Below are 16,517 nucleotides of genomic sequence, written 5' to 3'. Positions count from 1 at the left end.
GTTCCAGTGCGCAGCACTGGCAAGATTTCAGAAACACCGAGATTTTGGGGGCCGCTTCGCAGCCCAGCGGGGGCAAGCCCCCTCGCCACAAGGTTATCGGTTATGTGAGCAACCCCATCCGCCGTTTGGCCCGTTGCACCGAGCCATTACGCATGGCCCAGCGCAGCATCGGTGCGCTGCGTTTGACGCTGGCGCGGATCAGTTGGCGTTGCAGCGGATTCTGGCTGACCCCGAGCATGTCACTGGCCCAGTCCGGCAACAGGTCGATACCCGCCTGCATCATCAGGCTGCCAAACGGTTTGGCCAATCGGCTGGGCGCCGGCGCGCTCAACAGCAGTCGCAGCACTTCGCGACTGCGCGCATCGCACAACAATTGTGGACGAACGCGTTCAAGGTAATCGGCGATTTCCCGTCGGGTGTGGGGCACATCGCGAGCGCCCAGGCGTTCGGCGATCAGCGCGATTTCGCCGTAGTAACGATCCTGATCCGCCGGGGATAAATTCGGATTGCGATACCGTAAATGTGCCGCGAGGAAATGACTGACTTCGGCCACATGCACCCAGGTCAGCAAGTCCGGATCGCTGGCGGCATAGGGTCGACCATCTGGGGCAGTGCCAGTCACTTGCAAGTGAATGGTGCGCACCTTTTCGATCAGCCAGTCGGCGTCTTTTCTTGAGCCGAAGGTGGTGCCGGCGATGAACTGGCTGGTACGGCGCAAACGACCGAGCATGTCTTCACGGAAACTCGAATGATCCCAGACCCCGGCCAGTGCCAGTGGGTGCAACGCCTGCAACATCAAGGCACTGATGCCGCCAATGAGCATGCTGCTGAAATCACCGTGGACTTGCCAGCTCGCCGAATCGGGGCCGAACAGTCCGGGATCACCCTTGGGGTTTTCCAGGTCGAGCTTGCCCAGGGACAGGCCGGTCAGGCTCATGAGCTGGGTTTCGATGCGGGTGCGGATGAATTCCATGGGGGCTCGGTGGTGAAAGATGGCGGCCAGTATTGGCCAGACACTTAATGTGGGAGCGAGCCCGGACCAGGCTCGCTCCCACATCAGGTTTTGCGTTATTGGTTGAGGCGTTTGTCGATCAATCCCTGAACCACGCTCGGGTCGGCCAGGGTCGAGGTGTCGCCGAGGCTGTCCAGTTCGTTGCAGGCGATCTTGCGCAGAATCCGCCGCATGATCTTGCCTGAGCGAGTTTTCGGCAAGGCCGGTGCCCACTGAATCAGGTCCGGTTTGGCGAAGCTGCCGATTTCCTTGCTGACGCAGGCCAGCAGTTCTTTCTTCAGCTCATCGCTGGGCTCGGTGCCGTTCATGGGCGTGACAAAGGCATAGATGCCCTGGCCCTTGACGTCGTGGGGGTAACCGACCACGGCGGCTTCGGCAATGCTGTCGTGCAGCACCAGTGCGCTTTCGACTTCGGCGGTTCCGATGCGATGCCCGGAAACGTTGATCACGTCGTCGATGCGCCCGGTGATCCAGTAATCGCCGTCCTCGTCGCGCCGGGCGCCGTCGCCGGTGAAGTAGTAGCCGGGGTAGGGTTTGAAGTAGGTGTCGACCATACGTTGCGGGTCGCCATAGACGCTGCGGATCTGCGCCGGCCAGCTGGATTTGATCGCCAGCACGCCACTGCCGGCACCCTGGATTTCCTTGCCCTGTTCATCGAGCAATACCGGTAGCACGCCGAACATCGGTTGCGTGGCGCAACCGGGTTTGATCCGTTGTGCGCTGACCAGCGGGCTGAGCATGATGCCGCCGGTTTCGGTCTGCCACCAGGTGTCGACAATCGGGCAACGCTGTTCGCCGACCACGTTGAAGTACCAGTCCCACGCTTCCGGGTTGATCGGCTCACCGACGCTGCCGAGTAATCGCAGGCTCTCGCGGGACGTTTCCTGCAACGGTCCGGGGCCTTCACGCATCAGCGCGCGCAGGGCGGTGGGGGCGGTGTAGAAGATGTTGACGTGGTGTTTGTCGATGACCTGCCAGAAGCGCGAGCTGCTGGGGTAGCTGGGCACGCCTTCGAAGATCAGCGTGGTCGCGCCATTGGCCAGCGGGCCGTAGACGATGTAGCTATGGCCGGTGACCCAGCCGACGTCGGCGGTGCACCAGAACACTTCGCCGTCGCGGTAGTCGAGGACGTACTTGAAGGTCATTGCCGCTTGCAGCAGGTAGCCGCCGGTGGTGTGCAGCACGCCTTTGGGTTTGCCGGTACTGCCGGAGGTGTAGAGGATAAACAGCGGGTCTTCGGCGTCCATCGGTTCGGGCGGGCAGTCGTCGCCGACATCGCGCAGCGCCTGGTGATACCAGAGGTCGCGGCCTTCGACCCAGTTCACGTCGCCCTGGGTGCGTTCCACAACCACGACTGTGCTGACTGCCGGGCAGCTTTGCAGGGCCAGGTCGACATTCTGCTTGAGCGGTACGAACTTGCCGCCGCGCACGCCTTCATCGGCGGTGATCACGGTGCGGCAGTCGGCGTCGAGAATCCGGTCGCGCAACGAGTCCGGGGAGAAGCCACCGAACACCACCGAATGCACTGCGCCTATCCGCGCGCAGGCGAGCATGGCGTAGGCGGCTTCGGGGATCATGGGCATGTAGATGCACACGCGATCGCCTTTCTTCACGCCACGGCTTTTCAGCACATTGGCCAGGCGGCAGACGTTGTGGTGGAGCTTTTTGTAGGTGATTTGCGCGGATTCGACCGGGTCGTCGCCTTCCCAAATGATCGCGATTTGATCGCCGCGTTTTTCCAGGTGACGGTCGATGCAGTTGTAACTGACGTTCAACTTGCCGCCGCAGAACCACTGGGCTTTGCCGCTGCGGATGTCACAGTGCTGGACGGTTTGCCAGGGCGCGCTCCAATCGAGAAAAAGCTTGGCCTGTCCGGCCCAGAAGGTGTCGGGGTCATCGATGGATTGGCGGTACAGGCGCTGGTAGTCGTCCTGACTCAGGTGTGCAGCCCGGCGGACGGCATCGGCTTTGGGGAACGTGCTGATATCGAACATGACGGTTCCTTATTCTTGTTTTTGCGACAAGTAATAAAGATGCGCCGAGTGATCCATGGGTTCAAGTCATGCACAAACAACTGTGGGAGCGAGCCTGCTCGCGAAGGCGGTAGGTCATCCGACAATGATGTCGACTGACACTACGTTTTCGCGAGCAGGCTCGCTCCCACAGGGTTAGCAGTTTGGCGTTGGATCACCCGCGGTGACGACCACGGAAGTAGTTGATCAGGCCCTGTGTCGAAGCATCGTCAGCCGGGGTTTCTTCGCTGCCGACCAGGCGGTTGTAGACGCCTTTGCCCAGCTCTTTACCCAGCTCAACACCCCACTGGTCGAAGGCGTTGATGCCCCAGACCACGCTTTGCACGAAGACTTTGTGCTCGTACATCGCCACCAGTGCGCCAAGACGACGCGGGCTGATGCGCTCGACCACCAGGGTGTTGCTCGGACGATTGCCCGGGATCACCTTGTGCGGTGCCAGTTTCTGCACCTCGGCTTCGCCCATGCCCCTGTCGCGCAGCTCGGTTTCAGCTTCCGCCAGGGTTTTGCCAAGCATCAGTGCCTGGCTTTGCGACAGGCAGTTCGCATACAGCCACTGGTGGTGATCGGACACTGGGTTGAAGCTGACGATCGGCACGATGAAATCAGCCGGAATCAGTTGGGTGCCCTGGTGCAGCAACTGGTGGTAGGCATGCTGACCGTTGCAGCCGACGCCGCCCCAGATCACCGGACCGGTATCGGTGGACACTGGCGTGCCGTCCTGGCGCACGCTCTTGCCGTTGGATTCCATGTCCAGCTGTTGCAAGTGCTTGGTGATGTTGCGCAGGTAGTGGTCGTACGGCAGGATCGCGTGGCTGCGCGCACCCCAGAAGTTGCCGTACCAGACGCCCAGCAGGCCCAGCAGCACCGGCATGTTCTGCTCGAATGGCGCGGTCTGGAAATGCTGGTCCATGGTGTAGGCACCGGACAGCAGTTCCTTGAAGTTCGACATGCCGATGGCCAGGGCAATCGGCAGACCGATGGCCGACCACAGCGAATAACGACCGCCGACCCAGTCCCACATCGGGAAGATGTTCTCTTCGCGGATACCGAACGCCACGGCAGCGGCGTTGTTGCTCGATACCGCGATGAAGTGACGATACAGCTCGGCTTCCGATCCGCCCTGAGCCAGGTACCAGGCGCGTGCGGCCTGGGCATTTTTCAGAGTTTCGAGGGTGTTGAAGGATTTCGACGAGACGATGAACAGCGTGGTCTCGGCGCGCAGCTTCATGGTCAGTTCGTGGAACTCACTGCCATCGATGTTCGCCAGGTAATGGCAGCGCACGCCTTTCTGGGCGTAGGACAGCAGCGCTTCGGAAACCAGTTCCGGGCCGAGGAACGAACCACCGATACCGATGTTCACCACGTCGGTGATTGGCTTCTCGGTGTAACCGCGCCACAGGCCGTCGTGGATGCGGCCCACGAGGTCGGTGATCTGGTTCAGTACCTTGTGCACGTCTGGCATCACGTTGACGCCATTGACCAGCAACTTGTCGCCTACCGGGCGGCGCAGTGCGGTGTGCAGGGCCGGACGGCCTTCGGAGGAGTTGACGATTTCGCCGTCGAACATCGCCTTGATCGCGCCCTTGAGGTCAACTTCGTTGGCCAGGCCCACCAGCAGGTTGCGGGTCTGTGCGTTGATCAGGTTCTTCGAATAGTCGAGAAACAGACCGCAGCTGCTGAGGGTGAATTGGGTAAAGCGCTGCGGATCGGCATTGAATGCCTCGCGCATGCTGAAATCCTGCATGGCCTGGCGGTGATCTTTCAACGCTTGCCAGGCAGGCAGAGCGGTAACGTCTTGAGGAGTGCGGTAGTACGCCATCGCTGCGATTTTCCTTTTTACTTGAACGGCTTTTGAGCACGAAAAGACCCGGAGCGCTGTGGTTGGGCGTCCGGTCAACTGTGTCGACACGATTTCATGGCACAGGGCGAATACAGTAAACCTCGCGCTGCGATCTGTCTTGACTTTGTCTGACCCGTTCCCGGTACTTTTTTATACATCGGGACGGGAACGGTCCGACAAACGGAAGAGAGAAGGGCTCAGGCGAGCTGAACCGGGATGGCGTTGCTGGTGTGGCTCAGTTCGTTACCCGGCGCCATGTAGAGCATGCGCGGCTTGAAGTCCGGCAGCTCGGCTTCGCTGTAGTGAGCGTAAGCGCAGATGATCACCCGGTCGCCGACCTTGGCTTTGTGCGCGGCGGCACCGTTGACCGAAATCATCCGCGAGCCGTCTTCGCCACGGATGGCGTAGGTGGTGAAGCGTTCGCCGTTGTCGACGTTGTAGATCTGGATTTGCTCGTATTCACGGATGCCGGACAAGTCCAGCCATTCGCCGTCAATGGCGCAAGAGCCTTCGTAATCGAGGACAGCGTGAGTCACTTCGGCGCGATGCAGCTTGGCCTTGAGCATGATGGCGTGCATGAGGAGTTTCCCAGGTCGGAATCGAACGGCGGGCAGTTTGCCCGAAGGGATTGTGGGCGGCAATACACCTTCGAACCTGGTACAAACCAATGTGGGAGCGAGCAGGCTCGCTCCCACAGGGGGGGATTGCGGTGTTTAGGCTGTCGTGTCGAGATTCAGGTGCAGGTTGTCGATCAACCGTGTCGTACCGAGGAACGCCGCCACCAGAATCACCAGGTCCCGATCTTCCGGGGTCGCCGGACGCAAGGTCAGGGCGTGGCGGATTTCCAGGTAATCGGTGCGCAGGTCGGCTGTTTCGAGCTGTTGGACTTGCTCGCCAATCAACGCCGGGTAATCGCGACGTCCCTGTTTAATCGCCTCGGCGATCTGGCTCAGGGTGCGATAAACCACCGGCGCCGTTGCCCGCTGTTCAGCGCTTAGGAAACCATTGCGCGACGACAGCGCCAGGCCATCGGGGGCACGTACGGTCGGCTCGCCGATGATCTGGATCGGCATGTTCAGGTCGTGCACCAGCGCGCGGATAACGGCCAGTTGCTGGAAGTCTTTCTGGCCAAAAATCGCCAGGTCCGGCTGGACCATGTTGAACAGCTTGCTGACCACCGTCGCCACGCCTTCAAAATGCCCCGGACGGCTGGCGCCGCACAGGCCTTCAGATAATTGCGGGACGCTGACGCGGGTCTGGCCGGCCATGCCGTCGGGGTACATTTCTTCAACGGTGGGGGCGAACAGCAGGTGGCAGCCGGCCTGGAGCAGTTTTTCCTGATCTGCCGCCAGGGTGCGCGGGTACTTGTCGAGGTCTTCGCCGGCGCCAAATTGCAGCGGATTGACGAAGATGCTCGCGACCACGAAATCCACCCGCTGGGTAGCTTTGGTAATCAGCGCGACATGTCCGCTGTGCAGGTTGCCCATGGTCGGCACGAAGCCGATGCGCTTGCCTTCACTGCGGGCGCGGGCCACGGCGGCCCGCAGTTCGCGTACGGTTTTTACGGTGTTCATGCAGAGAATCCGTGTTCGATACCAGGGAAAGTGACGGCTTTGACTTCGCTGACATAGGCACTCAGGGCGGCTTGAATGCTGTCCTGGCCGTTCATGAAGTTCTTCACGAATTTTGGCACACGGCCGGTGATCGACAGCCCCAGCATGTCGTGTAACACCAGCACCTGACCGTCGGTGGCGCTGCCGGCACCGATGCCGATCACGGGGATACCGACGGCCTGGGTGATTTCCTGAGCCAGCTCGCTCGGGACGCATTCAAGCAGCAGCATGGACGCACCGGCCTGTTCCAGGGCGATGGCGTCGGCGCGCATCTGGCGTGCTTGGTTCTCGCTCCGGCCCTGGACTTTATAACCCCCGAGGATGTTCACCGCCTGCGGTGTCAGGCCCATGTGGGCGCAAACCGGAACGCCGCGCTCGGCGAGCAGGCGGATCGAGTCAGCCAGCCACAACGCACCTTCGACCTTGATCATGTGCGCACCGGCCTGCATCAGCGTGGCGCTGTTGATCATGGTCTGTTCGAGGGTGGCGTTGGCCATGAACGGCAGGTCGGCGAGGATCAATGCATCGCTGTTACCGCGTTTGACCGAGGCGACGTGGTAGGCCATTTCTGCGGTGGTGACCGGCAGGGTGCTGTCGTGACCTTGCAGAACCATGCCGAGGGAGTCGCCCACCAGCAGCACTTCGACACCGGCCTCGTTGCAGGCGTGGGCGAAAGTCGCGTCATAGCAGGTCAGCATGGTGATTTTTTCACCTTTCTGCTTGAGGCTCTGGAGCGTGGTCAGGGTGATGGCTGGCATGAAAAAATTCCTCATTCAGGCGCTGTGGAAACTACTGCGAGTAACGCGCGTGATTCGTCATTTATACAGGCGCACCCTCTTTTCGTGGTGCTTGTAAGGCCTGGATTGCGCCCTTTAACGCCGTGTCGGCGGCAGCGGGACGCCTATAGTCGTGAGGAGGACGAGGGAAGTCAATTGGATGTGTTACCGCATTGTTACGGGTGGGGTGTTACCGGGGTAACTGATGCGTTTCAGCATCGTCGGGGGGCGACTTTCCCCATTTTGTTCATCAACACAAAACCAATGTGGGATTAGTATTGATTTTTGGGAAGGCGTTCCAGCCCGACAAACGGGCAAGCGGCGAGCAGTTCGGCGAGCGTCCGGCCATCGGCCAAGCGCAAATCCACAGGCGCCAGTTCGGCCAGCGGATACAGCACGAATGCCCGTTCCTGCATCTGGTAATGAGGCACCTTGAGCCGAGGCTCATCGATCAGGCGATCACCGAACAACAGGATATCCAGATCCAGCGTACGGGGGCCCCAACGCTCAAGGCGTTCCCGACCCTGGCCGTTTTCGATGGCCTGAAGCGCATCGAGCAAGGCCAGCGGTGCAAGGGTGCTGTCGAGCGCGGCGACCGCATTGGTGTAGCGCGGTTGGCCCGGCAGCAGGGAATCGCTTTGATAGAAAGCGGAAACCCCGGCCAGTTCGCTCTGCGGCAACTGCGCCAGCGCCTCGACGGCGCTGCGTAGCTGTTCGGCGGGGTCAGCCAGATTGCTGCCCATGCCGATGTAGATGCGTTCCATCAATTACTCGCCCGTAGCGCTCGGTGCGCCAGCGGCGCGTTTGCGCTTGGCACCACCGCTGCGGCGGCGTTTGCGTGGAGCACCAGTGCCGCCTTCGTCCTTGCCGCTCAGGTCGCGGATCATGTCCCGGCGTTCGCTGTCGTTGGCGTCCTGATAGTCCGTCCACCATTCGCCCAGGCCATCGGTCTGCTCGCCAGCGCTTTCGCGCAACAGCAGGAAGTCGTAACCGGCACGGAAGCGCGGGTTATCCAGCAGCAGGTCGGCGCGTTTGCCGCTGCGCCGCGGCAGACGTTCCTGCATGTCCCAGATCTCGCGGATCGGCATGGTGAAACGCTTCGGAATCGCGATGCGCTGGCACTGTTCGGCAATCAGCTCGTGCGCCGCTTCCTGCATCGCCGGAATCGGCGGCATGCCGCGTTCTTGCAGACGCAGTACGCGAGCCGGCAGGGCAGGCCACAGCAGTGCAGCAAACAGGAACGCCGGGGTCACCGGTTTGTTCTGCTTGATCCGCAGGTCCGTATTGACCAGCGCTTCGCTGATCAGCGTGTGGGTATAAGTCGGGTTGTATTCCAGCGCCTCGGCACTGGCCGGGAACAGCGGGTCGAACAATTGCAGGTCGACCAGCATTTCGAAGGTGTCTGCAGCATGCCCGGACAGGAACAACTTGAGCACTTCTTCGAACAGGCGGGCCGATGGAATTTCATGCAGCATCGGCGCCAGCTCGCGGATCGGCAGGGCGCTGTGTTTTTCGATGCCGAAATTCAGCTTGGCGGCAAAACGCACGGCGCGCAGCATCCGTACCGGGTCTTCCTGGTAGCGTTGCTTCGGGTCGCCGATCAGGCGGATCAGATGATTGCGTATATCGTGGACGCCATTGGCGTAATCAAGAATGCGCTCGCTGACCGGATCGTAATACAGGGCGTTGATGGTGAAATCGCGGCGTTGCGCGTCTTCTTCCAGGGTGCCATAGACGTTGTCGCGCAGGATGCGCCCGCTCTCGTTACGGGAAGACTGGTTGCTGTCTTCTTCCTCGTCGTTTTGCGGGTGATTGGCACGGAAAGTCGCGACCTCGATGATTTCGCGGCCAAAGTGGATATGCACCAGTTTGAAGCGCCGGCCGATGATCCGCGCATTGCGAAACTCTGCGCGCACCTGTTCAGGGGTGGCGCTGGTGGCGACGTCGAAATCCTTGGGGGTGATGCCCAGCAACATGTCTCGCACGCAGCCGCCAACCAGGTAAGCCTGGTAACCGGCGTTCTGCAGACGCTCGACAATATTGACCGCGTAACGGCTGAATTGGGCCTTTTGCAGCGAGTGTTGGCCGCTGTTGAGCACTTCAGGCGTACTGCGAATGTGTTGCGTATGACGCTTGGGGGAACGGAATGACTGGAACAGCTTCTTCAGCATGGGATGCACTGTTTGAAGGAATGTTCGGCCATAACGAAGAATGACCGCATGATGGGCCGGGATTCTAGCATTTAGTCGGGGGATGGTGTAGGACGCAGCAGATATGAGCTGCAAGACGCCGCTATATACGTGGGGTGGAGAAGGGAAAATTTCGATTCGCAGAAACTACAAGGGGAGCCGAAGCTCCCCAAGAAGTAGTTGCGTGCTCTATTTTTATTATGGTTTCGGGCTTTTTGTTTTTGTTGAGTGCCCATGCCATGAAGTGTTTCCTTCATGACCCTCCCAATCGGGAGCCAAGAGCAAACGGATTGCTTTGGTCGCTGTGTTGCGGTGATCTTTCGATCCAACCAGTTCAGGCTCTGTCTTAGGACAGTTTTTTGTTGTTCTCGGCCTGGTCGCGGGGCAAGCCCCAATTGCAACGCCTCTCCAAAAGAATCAGTTAGCTGCGCCTCTCGCCGTCTTGTTTTTATTGTGCGTGAGTCGATTCGTCTTATTTTTATTGTCTTGTTCATTGCTTGTTATTGTTCTTGTACTAAACATATAGCAGGGTGCGTGCCAACTTTAGTGAAGCCCAATAAAACAAGGGCTTAGCGGGATGGAGGAGCTTTTTTCGGGCCCAAAAAAACCGGGGCTTCGTTACCGTAAGCCCCGGCTTTTGTTACGTGAAAAGACTGCGGTAACAGTTTTTTCACATTGTCACGTGTTACCCGCACACCTGACAGGTGACGTTCAGCTCTCGCTGGCTACCCCGGTCTTGCGCCGTGGAATGCCCAGGCGCTGGCGGCGTTCCCACAGGCACTTGCGGCTCACCCCGAGCTTGCGTGCCAGTTCGGTCTCGGTCATGTGATCCTGATGCTCGAGAACAAAGTGCTGGAAGTAGTCTTCCAGCGACAGGTCTTCGGTCGGTTCGTGGCTGGTGTTACCGGCGTTGCCGCCCTGTTGCGGCGCCAGACCGATGAAGTCGTCGTCTTCCAGGTCGCTCAGTTCGATGTCGATGCCCAGCAACTCTGCAGAGATTTCCGGGCTCTCGCACAGAATCACCGCACGTTCGACAGCGTTCTCCAGTTCCCGCACGTTGCCCGGCCAGGAGTAATGACGAATGGCCTGTTCGGCATCCGCTGCGAATTTCAGGTCGGTACGGTTGACCCTCGCACTCTGCCGCGCCAGGAAGGCAGTGGCGATTTCGTTGACGTCCGCACCGCGTTCGCGCAGGGCGGGCAGTTTCAGGGCGATCACGTGCAGACGGTAATAAAGGTCTTCACGGAACTGGCCAATCTTGGCCAGGCTCTTGAGGTCGCGGTGGGTCGCGGCAATCAGGCGTACATCGACTTTCTGCGACTGCACCGAGCCGACCCGGCGAATTTCGCCTTCCTGCAATACGCGCAGCAGGCGGGCCTGGGCTTCCAGCGGCAACTCGCCGATTTCATCGAGGAACAGGGTGCCGCCATCCGCTGCTTCCACCAGGCCAGCACGACCGGCGCTGGCGCCAGTGAATGCGCCTTTTTCATGGCCGAACAATTCGGACTCGATCAGGCTTTCCGGAATGGCCGCGCAGTTTACCGAGATCATCGGTGCCTTGGCGCGCTTGGACAGGTTGTGCAGGGCGCGGGCCACCAGTTCTTTACCGGTGCCGGATTCGCCTTGAATCAAGACATTGGAATCGGTTGGCGCGACTTTGCGGATCTTGCTGTACAGATCCTGCATTGGCGGGCATGAGCCGATGATGCCGATTTCGCCATTACTGTTATCGACACCCGCCTTTGCGCTGCCATTGGCCGTTTTGCCGACGACCGGTTCGCTGCCAGCGGGCGCCGATTTCCGGTCACGCAGAATGCGCGCGACGGCCTGGAGCATTTCGTCGTGATCGAAAGGCTTGGCGATGTAGTCCACCGCGCCCATCTTCATCGAGTCGACGGCCGAACGCAGGCTGGCGTAGCTGGTCATGATCAGCACCGGCGTGCCCTGGCCGAGTTTGATCAACTCGGTGCCTGGGGCGCCGGGCAGGCGCAGGTCGCTGACAATCAGGTCAAACGTGGGAATGCTGAAACGCTCTTGTGCTTCCTGCACGGATCCGGCTTCGCTGACCTGATACTGGTTACGTTCCAGCAGGCGGCGCAAGGCGGAGCGGATAATTGTTTCGTCTTCGACGATCAAAATGTGCGGCATTGATTCGATACTCTCGACGGTCTCAGTTCACAGCGGACGTCGCTTCGACATGACGCGGTAAAGTCACCCGGATACGGGTGCCGCGTTGGCTTTGAACATCAGCCGGGCTGTCGATGGTGATTTGTCCATAATGCTCTTCAACGATGGAATAGACCAGTGCAAGGCCCAGACCGGTGCCTTCGCCAGGATCCTTGGTGGTGAAGAAGGGTTCGAACAATCTATCCATGATGTTCTTCGGAATGCCGCTGCCCTCGTCTTCCACGATCAGGTCGACCGTGTGTTCGCCGGCTTCGCTTTTTACCCGTACCGCACTGTGCGGGGGCGAGGCGTCGCGGGCATTGGAGAGCAGGTTGATCAGCACCTGTGCGAGCCGCTGTGGATCGCCCTCGACCCAGTGGTCGGGGTCGCACAGGTTGTAGAACTGAACTTCGAAATTGCGTCGGTTCAGGGCCAGCAAACCGATGGCGTCCTGGGCGACTTCGGCCAGACAGACGGGCTCGTCGCTGTGCTGATGGCTGCCGGCATGGGCGAAGCTCATCAGCGACTGGACGATGCGTGATACGCGCTTGGTCTGTTCGAGAATCTGGCCGCTGATTTCCGTCAGTTCGGCATCTTCTTCGCGCTCTTCGCGCAGGTTCTGCGCCAGACAGGCAATGCCGGTGATCGGGTTGCCGATTTCATGGGCCACGCCCGCCGCGAGTCGGCCAATGCTGGCCAGACGCTCGGAGTGCACCAGTTTGTCTTCAAGCATCTGGGTTTCGGTCAGGTCTTCCACCAGCAATACCAGGCCACTGTTGCCCGGCGCCAGCGGTTCGTCGATGGCCGCTTTGTGCAGGTTAAGCCAGCGGGTCTGGCCGTCGAGGGCCAGATGCTGCTTGTGCAAGTGTTCGTCTGGCAGGTTGATGAAGCCCTGCAGCAACTCTTTCCATGGATCGCCAATCGTGCCCAGACGCGAACCCACCACACGCTGTGCGGCAATGCCGGTTAGCTCCTCCATGGCTTTGTTCCACATCAGGATCTCCTGATCCTTGGCCAGGGAGCAGACGCCCATCGGCAGTTCCTGCAAGGTCTGGCGGTGATAACGGCGCAAGGCATCGAGTTCGGCGGCAAGGCCGGTGAGGCGCGAGTGATAGTCCTCAAGGCGACTTTCGATGAAGTGGATGTCTTCGGTGACGTAGTTCTCGCCACCGGCCTTGTACGGCAGGAACGTCTCGACCATGTCCTGGGCGACACTCGGGCCCATCAGGCCGGAGAGGTTGGCTTCGATCCGGTCACGCAATCGGCGCAGGGCATAAGGCCTGCGCTCGTCGAACGGCAGATAAAGATCGCGCAACGCCTGCTCGACTTCCTTCTGCGCGGCCTTGGCGCCCAACGGCTTGGCCAGTTGCGTGGCGAATTCCTGGGGCGAGGCGGCGTGCAGTTCGCGGCGTTGCGGGCGACGGACGTTGTCCACTGCGCAGGCTTCGGCGGCGCTGGCTTCTTCAGGACTGGCGTTGGTGAACAGCGAAATCAGGGTGAACATCAGTACGTTGGCTGCCAGCGAGGCGATGGCCGCCATGTGCCAACTGGTGTCGTCCAGCACGTAGATCATGTTCAGCAGCGGAATGTAGAAGCCTTGCAGGTTGCCGACCAGCGGCAACAGCATGGTGATGATCCACACCACAATCCCCGCCAGCAAGCCTGCGATGAACCCCCGGCGATTGGCGGTCGGCCAGTACAACACCGACAACACCCCCGGCAGGAACTGCAAGGTGGCGACGAACGCCACGATGCCGAGGTTGGCCAGATCCTGCTCGGCGCCCAGCAGCAGGTAGAAGCCGTAACCGGCCATGATGATCGCGACGATCAGCGCCCGGCGAGTCCACTTCAGCCACCGGTAGATGTTGCCTTCGGCCGGCGGCTGATACAGCGGCAGGACCAAATGGTTGAGCGCCATCCCGGACAGCGCCAGGGTCGTCACAATGATCAGCCCGCTGGACGCCGACAAACCACCGACGTAAGCCAGCAACGCCAGGGCCTTGTTATTGGCGGCGATGCCGACGCCCAGGGTGAAATATTCCGGACTCGTTGTCGCGCCGAGCTTCAGCCCCGCCCAGAGAATCAGCGGCACCGCCAGGCTCATCAGCAGCAGGAACAGCGGCAGGCCCCAGCTCGCGCTGACCAGCGAGCGCGGGTTGAGGTTTTCAGTGAATGTCATGTGATACATGTGCGGCATCACGATGGCCGAGGCGAAGAACACCAGCAGCAGCGTGCGCCAAGGGCCTTCCTGCAATGGCGTGTGCAGGGCGGCGAGGGCGGTCTGGTTTTGCAGCAGCCAGACCTCGAGCTGTTGCGGGCCGTCGAACACGCCATACAACGCATACAGGCCGACGCCACCGATGGCGATCAGCTTGATCACCGATTCGAAGGCAATCGCGAACACCAGCCCTTCGTGCTTCTCACGGGTGGCGATATGGCGCGAGCCGAAGAAAATCGTGAACAGGGTAATCAGCGCGCAGAAACTCAGGGCCACCCGGTGCTGCACCGGCTCGTGGGTGAGGATGCCGATGGAGTCGGCCACTGCCTGAATCTGCAACGCCAGCAAGGGCAGCACGCCGATCAGCATGAAGATCGTCGTCAGCGCCCCGGCCCAGGTGCTGCGGAAGCGAAACGCGAACAGGTCGGCCAGCGAGGACAGTTGATAGGTGCGGGTGATTTTCAGGATCGGATACAGCAACACCGGCGCCAGCAGAAATGCCCCGGAGACGCCCAGATAACTGGACAGAAAGCCGTAGCCATACTGATACGCCAGGCCCACCGTTCCGTAGAACGCCCAGGCGCTGGCATAAACGCCCAGCGACAGCGTGTACGTCAGCGGGTGGCGAATGATCGCCCGGGGGATCATGCCCCGTTCGCTGATCCAGGCGACGCCGAACAGCACCGCCAGGTACGCGGCGCTGATCAGGATCATCTGGGTCAGGCTAAAGCTCATCGGCATCTTTTTGGCTCTGCAGGATAAAGGTCACGACGATCAGAATCAGCCAGAGCAGATAAGGGCGATACCAGGCGCCTGTGGCGTCGATCCACCAATCCATGATGGCCGGGGAGAACAGGTAGATTCCCACTACCAAAAGCAGGACCAAGCGATAGATGTACATCCCGGCCTCTCTTTTTTATACGCGTGCCCGAAAACGTGCGGCGATGGTAACGGATGGCGTCGCTACTGCAAGTGCCATCATTGCAGTTGCGCTTCAGGCAGCGTCAGTGTGCGCGGAATCCGGGTGGCATCCCAGTGAGCGATGCCCCATTTCAGCACTTCCCGTGGCGTGGCGTCAGCCAGTTCTGTTGCCGGACTTTGCCCCAGCGCCCGCAACGCACGCAGTAGCAGCGGTGTGGCCTGATCTGCTGTCAACGGTGGCGAACGGTAGGACTTGCCGAGCTTGTTGCCATCCGGCTGGGTAATCAGCGGCAGGTGCAGGTAACGCGGTTGTGGTATTCCCAGAAGCTCCTGGAGATACAGCTGGCGCGGCGTGGAGTCGAGCAGGTCGGCGCCGCGCACGATGTCGGTGATGCCTTGCCAGGCATCATCCAGGACCACTGCCAGTTGATAGGCATAGAGCCCGTCGCGGCGGCGGATCACGAAATCGCCGACCTCGCGGCCCAGGTGCTGGCGGTACTCGCCTTGCACCCGGTCGATGAAATGGTATTCCAGCTCCGGGACTCGCAAGCGAATCGCTGCGTCGTCTGTGCCATGCCCTGCATTGCGGCACAGGCCCGGATAAATGCCGTGATACGGCTCCAGTTGCTTGCGCGAACAGGTGCAGGCATAAGCCAGGCCGTGACTGAACAGCCGGTTGAGGACTTCGGCGTAGGCGTCGTGCCGGTCACTCTGGCGCACCATCTCGCCATCCCACTCGAAACCATAGCTTTCCAGCGCCTTGAGAATCGCGGTCTGGGCGCCGGGCTCCTCCCTTGGCGGGTCGAGGTCTTCCATGCGCACCAGCCAGCGACCGCCCTGCGAGCGGGCATCGAGGTAGGAGGCCAGGGCGGCAACCAATGAACCGAAGTGCAGGTGGCCGCTCGGCGTGGGTGCGAAGCGACCGATGTAGGAAGAAACATTCATGAGGGCGATGGTACGTCTTCTGATCGTGCGCGATCCAACTGTGGGAGCGAGGCCTGCTCGCGAAAGCGGTGTGTCAGCCAACATCAATGTTGAATGTCCGGACGCATTCGTCGGAACGCCGCCCGGAGCAGGCTCGCTCCCACAGGTTTTATGTCGTGGTGAATATCAGAAACAAAAACGGAGCGTTCGCACGCTCCGTTTTTCGTTCAGGTCGCAATTACTTGCCGACTTGCTTTTCCTTGATTTCCGCCAGGGTCTTGCAGTCAACGCACATGTCGGCGGTAGGGCGGGCTTCCAGTCGCTTGACGCCGATTTCGACGCCGCAGGACTCGCACCAGCCATATTCTTCGTCTTCGATCAATTGCAGCGTCTTGTCGATTTTCTTGATCAACTTGCGCTCGCGGTCGCGGGCGCGCAATTCGAGGCTGAATTCTTCTTCCTGGCTGGCACGATCTGCCGGATCAGGGAAGTTGGCCGCTTCGTCTTTCATGTGATCAACAGTACGGTCGACTTCCTGCATCAAGTCCTGTTTCCACTTGTTCAGGATCTTGGTGAAGTGCGCGCGCATGGGCTTGCCCATGTACTCTTCGCCCTTCACTTCTTTGTAGGGTTCGAAGCCGCTGATCGACTGGTTTTGCTGTTGCTTTGCTTGGGTGGGCATGAAATGGACCGCCTCTACTCTTGTAATCCATTGCGCAGGATTGCTCCATCACCGACACCTGCCGGCCCTGCGGCTGCAAGCGGGCGAACTTACCAGATCAAATCGGGCCGCGCCACTCCCGGATGTCGAGGCTGCGGTCCGTG

General features: G+C 60.4%; 13 protein-coding genes. All 13 read right to left on the bottom strand.

Annotation, left to right across the window (positions count from 1 at the left end; genetic code table 11):
• Positions 1-100 precede the first annotated feature (100 nt).
• The 13 genes from POF45_RS11410 to dksA all read right to left on the bottom strand — a co-directional run bounded on the left by POF45_RS11410 (position 101) and on the right by dksA (position 16,374).
• A complete protein-coding gene (locus tag POF45_RS11410) occupies positions 101-973 on the bottom strand; it encodes an oxygenase MpaB family protein (protein WP_282315702.1) in 873 nt (290 codons plus the stop codon).
• A 95-nt stretch (positions 974-1,068) separates the two neighbouring features.
• The gene (acs, locus tag POF45_RS11405; RefSeq protein WP_282315701.1) at positions 1,069-3,006 is read right to left on the bottom strand and encodes an acetate--CoA ligase; all 1,938 of its coding nucleotides are present in this window, start codon (positions 3,004-3,006) and stop codon (positions 1,069-1,071) included.
• 193 nt (positions 3,007-3,199) lie between these two features.
• Positions 3,200-4,864: a glucose-6-phosphate isomerase gene (pgi, locus tag POF45_RS11400; protein WP_259496683.1), complete on the bottom strand. Its 1,665-nt coding sequence runs from the start codon at positions 4,862-4,864 to the stop codon at positions 3,200-3,202.
• Positions 4,865-5,082: 218 nt separating this feature from the next.
• Positions 5,083-5,463, bottom strand: coding sequence for an aspartate 1-decarboxylase (panD, locus tag POF45_RS11395; RefSeq protein WP_259496682.1), 381 nt, complete (start codon positions 5,461-5,463; stop codon positions 5,083-5,085).
• 135 nt (positions 5,464-5,598) lie between these two features.
• Complete coding sequence (gene panC / locus POF45_RS11390; protein WP_282315700.1) at positions 5,599-6,459, bottom strand: pantoate--beta-alanine ligase; 861 nt, start codon at positions 6,457-6,459, stop codon at positions 5,599-5,601.
• Positions 6,456-7,256, bottom strand: coding sequence for a 3-methyl-2-oxobutanoate hydroxymethyltransferase (gene panB, locus POF45_RS11385; RefSeq protein ID WP_259496680.1), 801 nt, complete (start codon positions 7,254-7,256; stop codon positions 6,456-6,458). Before panB ends, panC begins: the two co-directional genes overlap by 4 nt.
• Positions 7,257-7,546: 290 nt before the next feature.
• Positions 7,547-8,038 carry a 2-amino-4-hydroxy-6-hydroxymethyldihydropteridine diphosphokinase gene (gene folK / locus POF45_RS11380; RefSeq protein ID WP_259496679.1) on the bottom strand — a complete coding sequence of 164 codons (492 nt, stop codon included), beginning with the start codon at positions 8,036-8,038 and terminating at the stop codon, positions 7,547-7,549.
• Between the two features lie 3 nt (positions 8,039-8,041).
• A complete protein-coding gene (locus POF45_RS11375) occupies positions 8,042-9,445 on the bottom strand; it encodes a polynucleotide adenylyltransferase PcnB (RefSeq protein ID WP_282315699.1) in 1,404 nt (467 codons plus the stop codon).
• Positions 9,446-10,174: 729 nt separating this feature from the next.
• Positions 10,175-11,611 carry a sigma-54-dependent transcriptional regulator gene (locus POF45_RS11370; RefSeq protein ID WP_259496676.1) on the bottom strand — a complete coding sequence of 479 codons (1,437 nt, stop codon included), beginning with the start codon at positions 11,609-11,611 and terminating at the stop codon, positions 10,175-10,177.
• Between the two features lie 22 nt (positions 11,612-11,633).
• Positions 11,634-14,588 (bottom strand): sensor histidine kinase, encoded by a 2,955-nt coding sequence (locus POF45_RS11365; RefSeq protein WP_259496675.1) that lies wholly within the window; start codon positions 14,586-14,588, stop codon positions 11,634-11,636.
• A complete protein-coding gene (locus POF45_RS11360; protein ID WP_003176118.1) occupies positions 14,572-14,748 on the bottom strand; it encodes a hypothetical protein in 177 nt (58 codons plus the stop codon). Before POF45_RS11360 ends, POF45_RS11365 begins: the two co-directional genes overlap by 17 nt.
• Positions 14,749-14,825: 77 nt before the next feature.
• Complete coding sequence (gluQRS, locus tag POF45_RS11355) at positions 14,826-15,713, bottom strand: tRNA glutamyl-Q(34) synthetase GluQRS (protein WP_259496670.1); 888 nt, start codon at positions 15,711-15,713, stop codon at positions 14,826-14,828.
• A 217-nt stretch (positions 15,714-15,930) separates the two neighbouring features.
• Positions 15,931-16,374, bottom strand: a complete 444-nt coding sequence (dksA, locus tag POF45_RS11350) for an RNA polymerase-binding protein DksA (RefSeq protein WP_030130357.1) — start codon at positions 16,372-16,374, stop codon at positions 15,931-15,933.
• Positions 16,375-16,517: the final 143 nt, after the last annotated feature.

The organism is Pseudomonas fungipugnans (assembly GCF_029955235.1).
Lineage (GTDB): Bacteria > Pseudomonadota > Gammaproteobacteria > Pseudomonadales > Pseudomonadaceae > Aquipseudomonas > Aquipseudomonas fungipugnans.
The sequence above is the reverse complement of the archived record's forward strand: the minus strand, read 5'-3'. Positions and strand labels throughout refer to the sequence as shown.

Excerpts from the sequence above, each read along its gene's own strand:
- POF45_RS11370 (WP_259496676.1), bottom strand. The coding sequence starts at position 11,611 with ATGCCGCACATTTTGATCGTCGAAGACGAAACAATTATCCGCTCCGCC.
- folK (WP_259496679.1), bottom strand. The coding sequence starts at position 8,038 with ATGGAACGCATCTACATCGGCATGGGCAGCAATCTGGCTGACCCCGCC.
- POF45_RS11365 (WP_259496675.1), bottom strand. The coding sequence starts at position 14,588 with ATGCCGATGAGCTTTAGCCTGACCCAGATGATCCTGATCAGCGCCGCG.
- panD (WP_259496682.1), bottom strand. The coding sequence starts at position 5,463 with ATGCACGCCATCATGCTCAAGGCCAAGCTGCATCGCGCCGAAGTGACT.
- panC (WP_282315700.1), bottom strand. The coding sequence starts at position 6,459 with ATGAACACCGTAAAAACCGTACGCGAACTGCGGGCCGCCGTGGCCCGC.
- pgi (WP_259496683.1), bottom strand. The coding sequence starts at position 4,864 with ATGGCGTACTACCGCACTCCTCAAGACGTTACCGCTCTGCCTGCCTGG.
- panB (WP_259496680.1), bottom strand. The coding sequence starts at position 7,256 with ATGCCAGCCATCACCCTGACCACGCTCCAGAGCCTCAAGCAGAAAGGT.
- gluQRS (WP_259496670.1), bottom strand. The coding sequence starts at position 15,713 with ATGAATGTTTCTTCCTACATCGGTCGCTTCGCACCCACGCCGAGCGGC.
- POF45_RS11360 (WP_003176118.1), bottom strand. The coding sequence starts at position 14,748 with ATGTACATCTATCGCTTGGTCCTGCTTTTGGTAGTGGGAATCTACCTG.
- POF45_RS11410 (WP_282315702.1), bottom strand. The coding sequence starts at position 973 with ATGGAATTCATCCGCACCCGCATCGAAACCCAGCTCATGAGCCTGACC.
- acs (WP_282315701.1), bottom strand. The coding sequence starts at position 3,006 with ATGTTCGATATCAGCACGTTCCCCAAAGCCGATGCCGTCCGCCGGGCT.
- dksA (WP_030130357.1), bottom strand. The coding sequence starts at position 16,374 with ATGCCCACCCAAGCAAAGCAACAGCAAAACCAGTCGATCAGCGGCTTC.
- POF45_RS11375 (WP_282315699.1), bottom strand. The coding sequence starts at position 9,445 with ATGCTGAAGAAGCTGTTCCAGTCATTCCGTTCCCCCAAGCGTCATACG.